The organism is Pseudothauera lacus (assembly GCF_003034845.1).
GTDB classification, from domain to species: Bacteria; Pseudomonadota; Gammaproteobacteria; order Burkholderiales; family Rhodocyclaceae; genus Pseudothauera; species Pseudothauera lacus.
In genome coordinates, this window is sequence record NZ_PZKC01000004.1 from 207,197 (window position 1) to 220,398 (window position 13,202).

12 protein-coding genes are annotated in these 13,202 nt (G+C 68.1%); 6 read left to right on the forward strand and 6 right to left on the reverse strand.

The window, feature by feature from the left end; all coding sequences use genetic code 11:
• Positions 1-8 precede the first annotated feature (8 nt).
• The 3 genes from C8261_RS06475 (at position 9) to C8261_RS06485 (ending at position 3,550) form a co-directional block, all read left to right on the forward strand.
• Positions 9-707, forward strand: a complete 699-nt coding sequence (locus tag C8261_RS06475) for a class GN sortase (protein WP_107492970.1) — start codon at positions 9-11, stop codon at positions 705-707.
• Between the two features lie 111 nt (positions 708-818).
• The gene (locus tag C8261_RS06480; RefSeq protein WP_107492843.1) at positions 819-2,822 is read left to right on the forward strand and encodes a peptidase U32 family protein; all 2,004 of its coding nucleotides are present in this window, start codon (positions 819-821) and stop codon (positions 2,820-2,822) included.
• 23 nt (positions 2,823-2,845) lie between these two features.
• Positions 2,846-3,550 (forward strand): hypothetical protein, encoded by a 705-nt coding sequence (locus C8261_RS06485; RefSeq protein ID WP_107492844.1) that lies wholly within the window; start codon positions 2,846-2,848, stop codon positions 3,548-3,550.
• Here the strand turns inward: C8261_RS06485 and C8261_RS06490 are convergent.
• The 4 genes from C8261_RS06490 to C8261_RS06505 form a co-directional block, all read right to left on the reverse strand.
• Positions 3,544-3,765, reverse strand: a complete 222-nt coding sequence (locus C8261_RS06490) for a SlyX family protein (RefSeq protein WP_219905154.1) — start codon at positions 3,763-3,765, stop codon at positions 3,544-3,546. The genes C8261_RS06485 and C8261_RS06490 overlap by 7 nt on opposite strands.
• Positions 3,758-4,663, reverse strand: a complete 906-nt coding sequence (ylqF, locus tag C8261_RS06495; protein ID WP_107492846.1) for a ribosome biogenesis GTPase YlqF — start codon at positions 4,661-4,663, stop codon at positions 3,758-3,760. Before ylqF ends, C8261_RS06490 begins: the two co-directional genes overlap by 8 nt.
• A 71-nt stretch (positions 4,664-4,734) precedes the next feature.
• A complete protein-coding gene (locus C8261_RS06500; RefSeq protein WP_146161654.1) occupies positions 4,735-7,089 on the reverse strand; it encodes a putative bifunctional diguanylate cyclase/phosphodiesterase in 2,355 nt (784 codons plus the stop codon).
• Positions 7,086-7,607, reverse strand: a complete 522-nt coding sequence (locus C8261_RS06505; protein WP_146161655.1) for a molybdopterin-dependent oxidoreductase — start codon at positions 7,605-7,607, stop codon at positions 7,086-7,088. Before C8261_RS06505 ends, C8261_RS06500 begins: the two co-directional genes overlap by 4 nt.
• 221 nt (positions 7,608-7,828) lie before the next feature.
• On the opposite strand from C8261_RS06505, the gene C8261_RS06510 reads away from it, so the two are divergent.
• Genes C8261_RS06510 through C8261_RS06520 form a run of 3 tightly spaced genes read left to right on the forward strand, consistent with a single transcriptional unit; the run spans position 7,829 to position 11,464 of the window.
• Positions 7,829-8,908, forward strand: a complete 1,080-nt coding sequence (locus C8261_RS06510; RefSeq protein ID WP_107492848.1) for a 3-deoxy-7-phosphoheptulonate synthase — start codon at positions 7,829-7,831, stop codon at positions 8,906-8,908.
• Positions 8,905-9,735, forward strand: coding sequence for a phosphoserine phosphatase SerB (gene serB / locus C8261_RS06515; protein WP_107492849.1), 831 nt, complete (start codon positions 8,905-8,907; stop codon positions 9,733-9,735). Before C8261_RS06510 ends, serB begins: the two co-directional genes overlap by 4 nt.
• Before the next feature lie 10 nt (positions 9,736-9,745).
• Positions 9,746-11,464: a hypothetical protein gene (locus C8261_RS06520; protein WP_107492850.1), complete on the forward strand. Its 1,719-nt coding sequence runs from the start codon at positions 9,746-9,748 to the stop codon at positions 11,462-11,464.
• A gap of 37 nt (positions 11,465-11,501) precedes the next feature.
• Here the strand turns inward: C8261_RS06520 and C8261_RS06525 are convergent, their stop codons facing one another.
• Positions 11,502-12,395: a MotB family protein gene (locus tag C8261_RS06525; RefSeq protein WP_107492851.1), complete on the reverse strand. Its 894-nt coding sequence runs from the start codon at positions 12,393-12,395 to the stop codon at positions 11,502-11,504.
• Between the two features lie 9 nt (positions 12,396-12,404).
• Positions 12,405-13,160: a flagellar motor protein PomA gene (pomA, locus tag C8261_RS06530; protein WP_107492852.1), complete on the reverse strand. Its 756-nt coding sequence runs from the start codon at positions 13,158-13,160 to the stop codon at positions 12,405-12,407.
• Positions 13,161-13,202 lie beyond the last annotated feature (42 nt).

The following is a 13,202-nucleotide window of genomic DNA, read 5'->3' on the forward strand; positions in this document are numbered from 1 at the left end:
AGAACACCATGAAAAGCACAAGCCTCTGCCGCCGCTGCACCAGCGAGGACTTTCTCGGCGTCGAGTGCGCCTGGCCGGCACCGCGATGCCTGGGCGCCAGCCGCCACGGTACGTCACCGGCGTGGCGCCAGCGCCTGCTGCGCGCCGCCTTCGCCGCCGCCGTGCTCGCCACGGTATGGCAGTTCGGCCATGCAGGCTACATCCATGCCAAGGCCTGGCTCGCCCAGGCGCTGATTGCCCAGGCGTGGACGCGCACGCTGGCCGGCGAGGAACGCGCCAAGCCGTGGCCGTGGGCCGACACCTGGCCGGTGGCACGCCTGCGCGCACCCGAACAGGACGTCGATCTGTACGTGCTCGCCGGCGCCGACGGCCGCACCATCGCCTTCGGCCCCGGACACGTGTGGGGCACCGCCAGCCCCGGCGAGCCGGGCAACACCGTCCTCGGCGCCCACCGCGACACCCACTTCGCCTTCCTCGAACGGCTGGAAGACGGCAGCGAGCTGGAGTTGCAGAGCGCCAATGGCGAGGTGCTGCGCTACTTCGTCAATCACCGCGAGGTCGTCGATCACACCGATCTGCGCCCGCTGCGCCAGCCCCCGCACGGGCGCCAGCTTACCCTGGTGACCTGCTGGCCGTTCAACGCCGTGCGCGCCGGCGGGCCGCTGCGCTACGTGGTCACTGCCGACGCCCAGGCCACGCAGATCTGAACCCCGGCGCAGAGGTCCATACCATGCACAGCGTCCCCTCCCCTTGCGAACGCGCGCTGCCCGGCCACCCGAACCGGTATCATTGCGCCCTGACCCTCAGCCGCTGCGCACATGTCCATCACCCCTCCCTCCGGCCGCGAGCTCGAACTGCTTGCCCCGGCACGTTCCGCCGCCATTGGCATCGAAGCCGTCAATCACGGCGCCGACGCGGTGTACATCGGCGGCCCGGCCTTCGGCGCACGCGCCGGTGCGGGCAACGCCCTGGCCGACATCGAGAGCCTGGTGCGCCACGCCCACCGTTTCGATGCGCGCATCTTCGTCACGCTGAACACCATCCTGCGCGACGACGAGCTCGAAGAAGCGCGGCGCACCGCCTGGGCGCTGTACGAGATGGGCGTGGATGCGCTGATCGTGCAGGACATGGGTCTGCTGGAACTCGACCTGCCGCCCATCCAGCTGCATGCCAGCACGCAGACCGACATCCGCACACCGGAAAAGGCGCGCTTCCTGCAGGACGTCGGTTTCTCGCAGATCGTGCTGGCGCGCGAACTCACCCTGGAACAGATCCGCGCCATCCGCGCCGCCACCGACCCGACGCGCTGCGTCATCGAATTCTTCATCCACGGCGCGCTGTGCGTGGCCTACAGCGGCCAGTGCTACATCAGCCACGCCCACACCGGACGCAGCGCCAACCGCGGCGACTGTTCGCAAGCCTGCCGCCTGCCCTACAACGTCACCGACCAGGCCGGGCGCATCGTCGCCCACCAGCAACACGTGCTGTCGATGAAGGACAACGACCAGTCGGCCAACCTCGCCGCGCTGGTCGACGCCGGCGTGCGCAGCTTCAAGATCGAGGGGCGCTACAAGGACATGGGCTACGTGAAGAACATCACCGCCCACTACCGCCTGCTGCTCGACGACATCCTCGCCGCCTGTCCCGATCTGGCGCGCGCCTCCAGCGGGCGCTGCAGCTACACCTTCACGCCCGACCCGCAGCGCAACTACAACCGCGGTGCCACCGATTACTTCGTCAATGGCCGCAAGGACGACATCGGCGCCTTCGACGCGCCGACCTGGGCCGGTCTGCCGGTGGGCCACGTGCTGGTCACGGCGCGCGACAGCTTCGAACTGGAAAGCGCGGTGCAGTTGGCCAACGGCGACGGCCTCACCTATTTCGACCTGCAGCGCAACCTGGTGGGCTTTCGCGCCAACAAGGTCGAACGCCCGGCGCAGCCGGGCAGTGCAGCGCAGCTGGCGCGCTGGCGCGTGTGGCCGGCCGACGGCATGGCACGCCTGAAGGACCTGCGCGCCGGCACCGAGCTGTCGCGCAACACCGACATGGCCTGGGACCGCCTGCTGGAGAAGAAATCCGCCGAGCGCCGCATCGCCCTGTCGATGACCCTGCGCGAGTGCACCGACGGGCTGGCACTGGACGTCGAGGACGAAGACGGCCACCGCGCCGGCGCCGTCCTGGCGCAGGCCTTCGAAGCGGCCAAGGACGCCGCGCGCGCCGAGGCTGCGCTGCGCGAGCAACTCGGCAAGCTGGGCGGCACGATCTTTACTGCCGCGCACATCACCATCGAGCTGCCGCGCCCCTGGTTCCTGCCCGCCGCAGCGATCAACGCCCTGCGCCGCGAGGCGATCGAAGCGCTCGAAGCGGCACGTGCCGCGGCCCGCCAGCGCCTGCCGCGCGCCGCTGCGGTGGCGCCGCCGGCACCCTATCCGGATGACAGCCTGAGCTATCTGGCCAACGTCTTCAACCACAAGGCGCGCGACTTCTACGCCCGCCACGGCGTGCAGGTCATCGAAGCGGCCTACGAGAGTCACGAGGAACTCGGCGAAGCCAGCCTGATGATTACCAAACATTGCGTGCGCTACAGCCTCAGCCTGTGTCCCAAGCAGACCGCCGGCGTTACCGGGGTGGCCGGCACCATCCGTGCCGAACCGCTGGTACTGGTCAACGGCAGCGAACGCCTGACCCTGCGCTTCGACTGCAAGCCCTGCGAGATGCATGTCGTCGGCCGCATCAAGAAGAGCGTGCTGCGCCAGACCGAAGGCGCGCCGCTGCAGTTCTACCGCACCCGCCCGCCGTCCGGCGCGCAGGCCACCCGTTGAGCCACCGAGGAGAAGCCCCCCGGATGAAACCGATCCCCATCGTCCTTGCCGCCGTCGCCCTACTGATCATCGCACCGCTGGCCTATCTGCCCTTTGCCGAACCCCAGCAGGAAAGCGAACGCGCCACCCTGCCATGGCAGATCGAGGTTGACGCCAACGGCCACAGCACGGTGTTCGGCTTCACCCTCGGGGTATCGACCCTCGGCGACGTACACACGCGCTACGGCGGCGACACCGAGATCGCCGTGATCACCCCGAAGGACGGCACGAGTTCGCTCGAGGCCTTCAACGCCGAGGCCCGCGCCGGCTTCATCACCGGCAAGATGGTATTCACCGCGGAGCTGGCGCAGGAAGCCGTTGACGCGATGCGCGAGCGTGCGCCACGCAGCAGCTACATGGAGAGCACGACGCGCAAGGCCACCCTGCACCCGGATGACTTCGCCCTTGCCCTGCAGACGCCGATCCGCGCCATCGGTTTCATCCCTACCGCCGACCTCGACACCGCGACCGTCCTGCAGCGTTTCGGCGAACCCGCCGTGCGGCTGCGCAGTGCGGAGAACCTTGAGCACTTCCTCTACCCCGAGCGCGGACTCGAAGTGATCGTTGACAGTCGCGGCAAGGAATTGCTGCAGTACGTCGCCCCGCGCGACTTCGCCCGCCTGCACGCACCGCTGCTGGCCGACGGCGCGGCCCCCGATACCGCCGTGGAGCCCGCCGACAGTCAGTAGTGCGGGGGAATCTCGTCGCGCAGGCTGAGGGGTTGCGCGGGCGCGCTGGCGTTGCGCAGCTGCTCCTGCAGGCGTGCGAGGTGCTGCTGCAGACGGTCGATTTCGCGCTGCTGGCGAAACACCGTCATGTTGAGGGTGTCGAGCAGATCCTCGGCAAAGGCGAGTTTGCTTTCCAGCTCCACCAGGCGGCCTTCGAATTCGCCCTGCTCAGACATCGTCGCCCTCATCGCCCTCATCGCCGCTCGCCAGCGGCGGGGTACCGGCCAGCATCGCGGCCCGGCTCTCCGGGGTTTCCAAGCTGATGCGACCGATCATGCCGGCGCGGAACTCGGTGAGCAGCAGACCGGCAGCCTTTTCCAGATCGAGGCCACCGCCCTTGATCAGGCAACCGCGCCGCCGCGCCACCTCTTCGACCAGCGCATGTCCGTCGGCAGGCAGCGCCTTGAGCTTGAAGCGCTCCACCACCGCTGCGCCGTAGCGCGTCAGCAGGACGTTGCCGAGAAAGGCGGCAACCTCTTCGTCGATCACCGCATTGCGCCCGATCGCATGGCAGGCGGCGAGCATGAAACCGTCGGCATCGTAGGCAATCTTCGGCCACATCATGCCCGGCGTATCGGTCACCGTCATGTGCTCGCCAAGATCGAAGGTCTGCTGCGACTTGGTCACCGCCGGCTCGTCGCCGACCTTGGCAACACGGCGGTTGAGCAGCGCGTTCATCAGCGTCGACTTGCCGACGTTGGGGATGCCCATGATCATCAGCCGCAGGGGCTTGGTACCGTCATTGCGGTGTGGCGCCAGGGCCTGCGCCAGACGCGGCACGCGGGCAACGTCGGCGGGTTTCTTGCACGACAGCGCCACCGCCTTCACGCCGGGCTGGCGCTCGTAATACGCCAGCCACGCGCGCGTCGCCTCGGGATCGGCGAGATCGGTCTTGTTGAGGATCTTCAGGCACGGACGCTGACGGAACTCGCGCAGCTCGCGGATCATCGGGTTGCAGCTGGCCTCGGGAATGCGGGCATCGAGCACCTCGATGACCACATCGGTGCGCGCCATGGTTTCGGCGGCCTTCTTGCGCGCCGAGGTCATGTGACCGGGGAACCACTGGATGGGCATGGGTACCTGAATGGGTGAAGCACGGATGGGGCTGCATTATCGCAGCATTCACCCCCTCCTGCCGGAGTGCGTCAATGCGCCGGCGCCACCGTGTTCAGCACGTCGGGGTGCTGGGGATGGCCGAACAGATAGCCCTGGAAGGCATCGCAGCCATGGGCGACGAGGAATTCGTGCTGGTCACGGGTTTCCACCCCTTCGGCAAGCACGTGCAGGCCCAGGGTCTGGCCAAGCGCAATGATGGTGCGTGCAATGGCGGCATCGTTGGGGTCGGTAAGCACGTCACGCACGAAGGAACGGTCGATCTTCAACTGGTCGAGCGGCAGGCGCTTGAGGTAGGCCAGGGAGGAATAGCCGGTGCCGAAATCGTCGAGGGCGAAGCACACCCCGCGCGCCTTGAGCACGTTCATGCGGGCAATGATCTCCTCGACGTTGTCGAGCAGCAGGCTCTCGGTCAGCTCCAGCTTGAGGCGGTCGGCAGGGATGGCGGTGCGTTCGATGGCGCCGATGACGCGACTGACGAAGTCGGGATGGCGGAACTGGCGCGCACTGACGTTGACCGCCACACTGAGGCGGCGCAGCTCGGGGTCGCGCTGCCAGCGCGCGATCTGCTCGCAGGCGGCTTCCAGCACCCACTGGCCGAGGGGCTGGATGAGGCCGCTGCTCTCGGCCAGACCGATGAACTCACCCGGCGCAATGAGGCCACGCTGCGGGTGCTGCCAGCGCACCAGCGCCTCCACCCCGGCCAGCCGCCCGCCGTTGTCGAGCTGGGGCTGGTAGTGGAGGACGAAATCGCCGGCGCGCAGCCCCTGGCGCATTTCCGCCTCAAGGGCGGATTGCGCCGCCAGCAGGCTCTGCATCGCCGGATCAAAGAAGCGCAGCGTGTTGCGCCCGGCTCCCTTGGCCTGATACATGGCCAGATCGGCACGCTTGAGCAGTTCTTCGAGACCGCCTTCGCAGTCGTCGAAGAGGGCGACGCCGATGCTCGGCGTGCCGTGATAGTCCTTGCCGTTGAGGAGATAGGGTTGGGTCAGCGCCGCCAGCACCTTCTCGCCGACCTGCTCGGCGTGCTGCGCCGCGGTCTCGCGCGCACTACCGATGTTCTCCAGCATCACCACGAACTCGTCACCGCCGAGACGGGCGACGGTGTCGCCGGCGCGCACGGCATCGAGCAGGCGGCGGGCGACCTGCTGCAGCAGAAGGTCGCCACAGGCATGTCCGCGGGTGTCGTTGAGGGTCTTGAAGTTGTCCAGATCGATGAACAGCAGGGCGCCACCCTGGTGGTTGCGCGCCGCCATCAGCATGGCATGGCGGAGGCGGTCGATGAGCAGGCGGCGGTTGGGCAGGCCGGTGAGCGCGTCGTAGAAGGCGAGGTGCTTGATCTCCTCCTCGGCGAGGCGGCGGCGGGTGACGTCGTAGGTATAGCCATGCCACAAGGTGCCGCCATCGGCCTGGCGCTGGGGCGTCGCATGGCTGGCCATCCACAACTCGATACCGTCGCGCACGACACGGAACTCCACCAGACAGGGGAGCAAGCTACGGGCGGACTCGTCGAAGGCGCCGATCACACGCTCGCGGTCGTCGACATGGATGGCGTCGAGCAACACGCTGCTGTCCTGCGCCGCGGCTTCGGCGGAGACGCCGAAGATCTCATGCACGCCGTGGCTGGCGTAGGGCAGGCTGGGGTGTCCGTCGGCACCGCGGCGGTACTGGAAGATCATTCCCGGGACGTTGTCGGCAACGCGCTCGAGGCGTTCGCGCAGTTCACGCTGCTGCTCTTCGGCGGCCTGCAGGGCGCGGTCGCGAAGCTGCAGGGCGGCGATGCTGCGGCGCTGGCGGAGCAAGGACAGCGCCAGCGCCACACCGAGGGCGCCAAGCAGGACGATCATCGCCGACACGGTGTCGCGCAGGCGGACGAGCTTGCTGCGCTGCACCGACGCCTGGGTCATGGAAAGCTGGAAGACGGTGTCGTTGAGAATCTGCAGACGCTCACGCACGGCAATGAGCGCCGCCAGCGGCGCATGCAGCGCGGTCGCCGCGGGCGCCCCGTCGGCCACTGCCACATCGAGTTCGGCAAGCGCCTCGCCGAGCAAGGCATGCATCTCGGTCACCCCGGGCACTCCGGTACCGAGATAGATGATGCGGTTGTCGCGCTGGCGCAGCACGGCGAGATCGAGCGCCAGCAACAAACGCTCGTAGTGCTCGTCCTGTGGTGCGGCAAGATACAGCCGCAGGTCGCCCTCCAGCCGCGAAACGTCGCCGAGCAGCGCGGAGAAGTCGCGCTCCTTGTGCAACGAGGCCAGCGGCAGGGCATCTTCCACCTGCGTGACGTTGACCCACAGGTGGGCAACGCTGCCGGCAACGAAGAGCAGCACGAAGGCCCACAGCAGCGACAGCCGTCGCTGCAGGAAGCGCAAGGCGCGGCTCAAGGCGCCGCAGCCTCGATGCGCGTCACCAGCCACACCCAGCGCAGCCGGTAACGGGTGTCCTGCAGCGCGGCGTCCATGTCGCGCGGATAGATGATGCGCAGCGGCCCCTTGTCGCGCCGCCGCATGGGCTGATCGTCACGCCGCGTAGCGAGCAGCACCGGCCAGCGCTCCCAGTCGCTGCGCGGGAGGATCTGCGAGAAACCGTCCATCGCCACCACCCGCACCGCCGCGGCCTCACCGAGGCCGGCATCGGCAAGCACGGCGGCCAGCGTGGGGCCGACATAGTGGCCGTCATCGACAGGCCAGAAAGTCGAGGTGTGCACACCGAAGGTACCCAGCGCCTCAAGCTCCGCCAGGGAGTACCGGCGCTCGCCGGCAGGCCCTGCCACGGTGAGCACCACCGCCTCCGCGGCGAGCGGCGGCAGCGCCACCGCCTGAGGGACGGCCAGGCTCTGCGCAGCTGCCGGCGGCAGCGCCAGGGCAGCCAGTGCGAGCAGCATCGACAATACGCGCTTCATGCTGGAAAACCTTGTAGAGCCGCACCCACATCGCAGCGGGGACGGACGAATGGAGTCTGTCTGATATTACCTTGGATGTAGTCGACAAAAAACCCTCGGCCGAGCGTGGATTACCCGTTCGGGGGCGTCACCGGAAAGCCCGCCGACGCGGCCGCAAACCTGCGGCAGATGGAGCGTTCAAGGTACAATCGGCATTTTAATGCTGCACTGCGGAGCGCCCCATGTCCGTCGCCCAGACCGAGAATCTCAACATCGTCGCCGTCGATCACATGCCCTCTCCGGAGGAGATCAAGGCGCGCGTGCCGCTCACCGAGCGCGCCGCCGCCACCGTGCTGGCCGGACGCCAGGCACTCAGCGACATCCTCGACCGCAAGGACAAGCGCCTCTTCGTGGTGGTCGGCCCGTGCTCCATCCATGATCCCGTCGCCGGGCTGGACTACGCGCGCCGGCTGAAGGCGCTCGCCGACGAGGTATCCGACACCATGGTGCTGGTGATGCGGGTGTATTTCGAGAAGCCGCGCACCGCGACCGGCTGGAAGGGCTTCATCAACGACCCCTACATGAACGACTCCTTCCGCATCGACGAAGGCATGGAAAAGGCCCGCCGCTTCCTGCGCGACGTCTGCGAAATCGGCCTGCCCACCGCCACCGAGGCCCTCGACCCGATCGCCCCGCAGTACTACGGCGACCTCATCGCATGGACGGCGATCGGCGCGCGCACCTCCGAATCGCAGACCCACCGCGAGATGTCCTCCGGCCTGTCCACCCCGGTGGGCTTCAAGAACGCCACCGACGGCGACCTCGAAGTGGCCATCAACGCCATCATCTCCGCCTCGCGCCCGCACAGTTTTCTCGGCATCAGCGGCAAGGGCCAGTCGGCCATCCTGCGCACCCGCGGCAACCGCCTCGGCCATGTCGTGCTGCGCGGCGGCGGCGGCCGGCCGAACTACGACACGGTGTCGATTTCGCTCGCCGAGCAGGCGCTGGCAAAGGCCAGGATGCCGGTCAACGTGGTGGTCGATTGCTCGCATGCCAATTCCTGGAAGAAGCCGGAGTTCCAGCCACTGGTGATGAAGGACGTCATCCACCAGATCCGCGAGGGCAACCGCTCGGTGGTCGGGTTGATGATCGAGAGCTTCATCGAGGCCGGCAACCAGTCCATCCCCGCCGACCTCTCGCAGCTGCGCTATGGCTGTTCGGTGACCGACGCCTGCGTGGGCTGGGAGACCACCGTCGACATGCTGCGCAACGCCCATGATGTGCTGCGCGAGGTACTGCCACAGCGGGGTCAGCCCGAATGAATCTGGTCATCCAGGGCGCGCGCGTCGATGCGCTCACGTTGAAGACCCTGGCCGCACTGAGTGCGGCGAGCAGCATCGTCCAGCTCGCCCCGCACGCCTTCCGTCTGGTGGACGCCGTTGCACATGACGACATCGAGCCGCTGTGCACCCGCGAGCACCTCGACCACACCTGGGTGCCGGGCGGGCGACGGCTGGACGACTTCCGCCTCTTCGTCACCGACATGGACTCGACGCTGATCAACATCGAGTGCATCGACGAGATCGCCGACCTCTGCGGAGTAAAGGGCGAAGTGGCCGCCATTACCGAAGCGGCGATGCGCGGCGAAATCGACTTCGCCGAATCGCTCACCCGCCGCGTCGCCCTCCTCCGCGGCCTGCCGGTGGACGCCCTCGCCCAGGTCTACGAGGAGCGCCTGCAGCTCAACCCCGGCGCCGAACGCCTGCTGCGCGAACTGAAGGCGGCCGGCTTCTATACCGTGCTGGTATCCGGCGGCTTCACCTACTTCACCGACCGCCTGAAGACCCGCCTCGGTTTCGACGAGGCCTGGGCCAACGAACTGGAGGTCGACAACGGCACCCTCAGCGGCCGCATCAGCGGTCCGGTCGTCGATGCCGCCGCCAAGGCCGCCCATCTCGCCGGGGCCTGCGCCCGTCACGGCGTCGATCTCAGCCAGGCCATCGCCGCCGGCGACGGTGCCAACGACCTGCCCATGCTCGGCGCCGCCGGGTTCAGCGTGGCCTACCGCGCCAAGCCGGTAGTGCGCGAGGCCGCCGACTGCCGCCTCGACCACAGCGGCCTCGACGGCATCCTCAACGTGCTGCGCTGAGCCTCCTGCGATGGCCCCCGAGAAGCACGGACTCGAGTACTGGCGCGGCCATCTCTACCAGGCGCAGATACCGGTGCTGAGCACCGGCGAAGCGCGCGACACCCTGCTGCTGCCTTCGGCGACGCTGCAGCAGGTCTACCGCGTGCTCAATGCCGACCTGCCGCTGGCGCTCGATGCCGTAGTCATGGCTGCCCGCCTGCCGCGCATAGACGGCGAGGTGCAGGGCCTGCAGCACGCCCTCAACGTTCTCGGCACCGACAAGGTACAGAGTCTGGTGCGCACGCGCATGAAGCGCCCTTTCGACGCCGGGCGTCCGGCCCACCGCGCCTGCCTGCAGGCCATCGCCACCAGCCGCCTGGCCGCCGCGCTGGTGGAGAGCTGGGAGTGGCCCAATCCCGGCGGCAATGGCGAATACCTGCAGTGGGTCGCCCTGCTGCTCGGCCTGGCGCGCTGGAAGCTGCCGCTGGTCGCACCCGAGGTCCATCTGCAGATCGAGCGCCGCGCACGCGCGGGCGAACACCGTGCGCTCGTCGAACGCGAACTGCTGGGCTGCTCGATCGATGAACTCAATGCCGCCGTAGCGCGCGACATCGGTCTGCCTGCCGACGCCATGCTGCTGCGCGCGATCACCCCGGACAGCCACATGCTGGCCGCCTCCGCGGCCTGTGCCTGGGCCGCCTCGATGGCCCCCGAGCTGCCGGTCAAGGTGGCGCGCTGGCTGCGCCAGCGCACCACGGTAAGCGTGCTCGCGCACATGCTCGCGTGGTCGGCCACCGACGGCTGGTACAGCCGCCGCACCCTGCTGCTGATGCGCGTGGTCTCCGCCCATCTCAACCAGCCCCTCGACCGCGTCATTGCCGGCGTGCATCAGACCGCGGTGCGTGCCAGCCGCTCGCCCGAGTTCGCCAGCCTGTGCTTCACCCCGGCGCAGCAATTGTTCTGGCCCCCGGCACCGCCGCGCAGCCTGCGTGCGCGCTCACGCCCGGCAGCAGCGGACACACAGGCGCAGCCCGCAGCAAACCCCGCGCCCGCGCAGGAAATCGCCCGCCCGCCTGCACACCCTGCGGCAGCACCCCAGAATGCTGCCCCGGGCGCGCGCGAAGTGATCAGTTACAGCGGCTTCGCGTCCTCCGACGCGGCCACCGGCACGACTCCGCCTGCCGTGCCCGTCGCACCCGGCGCCAGTGCACCGGCACCTGCCCCCGATGTCGACATCGTCGAAGCCTTTTCGCAGAACTGCCAGCACGGGCGCTACCCCGACATGCGCGCCTTCCTGCTGGCCACCGGACAGACGCTCGAAAAGGGCCTCGGCCTGCAGCGCTGCCTGCTGTTCCTGAAACCACCGCGGGCTACGCAGCTGAACTGTTTCTTCGCCCACGGCTGGGGTGGCGCCGTGGAAGCGCGCAAGCTCAGCGTCGCCGCCGGCGACGAGAACCTCCTCGCCCGCATCGTCAGCCGCAGCGGCGGCAGCCTGTGGGTGACGCCGGCAAAGCTGCCCGCCGCGCGTGGACAACTGCCGGAAGTGCTCAAGGCGCTCGCTCCCGAGGGCGGCTTCCTGCTCGGCACCCTGCACCTGCAGGACCGCCCGGTAGGGGTGATGTGGGCCGACGGCGGTGCCGCCAGTGCCGCGCTCGGCGAACAGCACTATGCCGAGTTCCGCCACATGATCCATCACTTCGGTGCCGAGTTCAGCCGCCTCGCCGCGGCAATGCGCAAGAGCGGCAACTGAGCGGGGCCCGCGGCGCATTGCCAGAGGGCGGCGTATCTCAGTCGGTCTGCCAGCCCATGTACTGCACCATCTCTTCCATGCCGCGACCGATGAGCTCATGGGCGCGGGTTTCGAAAGACTCCATGGGACCGGCGAGATCGACGACGATCTCTACCCGCCGGTTCAGCGCACGCTGTGCCGCAGTGCTGTTATCGACCAGCGGACGGGTTTCGGCAAAACCGTGCACGCGCAGGCGCGCCGGGGCCACCGAGCGGCTGTCGAGCAGGGCGTTGGCCACCGAGGAGGCGCGCGCGGCGGAGAGATCCCAGTTGGAGCGGAAGCGCGCAGTGCTGATGGGGACGTCGTCGGTGTGCCCTTCGACGGCGATCTCGCCGGGAATTTCGGCCAACGACTGGCCGATGCGTCCGATCATGGCGGCGAAATCGGCACTCAGCTCGGCCGAGCCGGAGGGGAAGGAGCCGCGCTCCTCGATGCGGATGACGATGCGCTTGCGCTCCTGTTCAAGCTGCAGCATGCCACCGGCGAGTTCCTGCTGGAGGGTCTCGCGCAGGGTCTGCGCCGTCTTCGCCACCTGCTGCTCGGCCGCTTCGCGCACCCGTGCCTCAGTCGCGGCATCGGCGGTGAAGGTGCGCAGGCGGGGCTCCTCGCGGGTGGTCTGCTGTCGCACGCTGTCGACCGGCGTGGGCTGCGGCGTGCCGGGGGAGAACTTGTCGAAGATCGGGCTGGTGCCCATCGGGATCTCGATTGCCGGCACCTCGCGCTGCACCCCGAAGGCCTTGGCCATCTGGGTGGCAATCTCCTTGAACTTGATGGCGTCCATCTCCGCAAACGACAGCAGCAGGACGAAAAAGCACATCAGCAAGGACATCAGGTCGGCAAAGGTCATCACCCATGCCGGCATGCCGGCTTTTTCCTCTTCGGGCAGATCCATCGCCGTGCCTTACTCGTCGGCCTTGCGCTTCGCCGGCGGCAGATAGCTGCTCAGCAGCTGATCGATGACGCGCGGGTTGGTGCCGTTCTGGATCGCCATCAGGGCATCGATGAGGAGCGCGTTCATGCGTGCCTCTTCGGTCATGCGCAGGTTGAGCTTGTCGGCCATCGGCAGAAACACCATGGTCGCCATCATCGCGCCATACAGCGTGGTCAGCAGGGCCACCGCCATCGCCGGGCCGATGGACTTGGGGTCGTCCATATTGGAGAGCATCTGCACCAGGCCGATGAGGGTGCCGATCATGCCCATCGCCGGGGCCACGTCGCCCATCGCGGTAAACACCTTGGCGCCCCAGCGGTGGCGATCGAGAGTCAGCAGGCGCTCCTTCTCAAGAATGCTGCGTACCATCTCGGGCGGCTGGCCGTCGATCATCAGCTGAATGCCCTGTTTGAAGAAGGGCACCGAGATCTCGCGGTTCTCCAGCGCCAGCAGGCCTTCCTTGCGCGCCACCTGGGCAACGTCGAGGACCTCCTCGATGAGCGCCTCGGTGGGCGGCAGGCGGAAGGCGAAGGCCTTGCCGGCGACCTTGAAGGCACCGAGGAACTGCTGCAGGCTGAACTTCGACAGCACGACAAAGAGGCTGCCGCCGGCGACGATCAGCAAGGACGGCGGATTGATGAAGATCAGCGCCGAGGCACCAAGCACGATCGCCGCGACGACGATGCCCAGCGATCCGAGCAGACCGATGAGTGTTGCAAGATCCACGCTACTTCCCCGAAGGCTCACCGCCACAGGCGGCACAAAGGT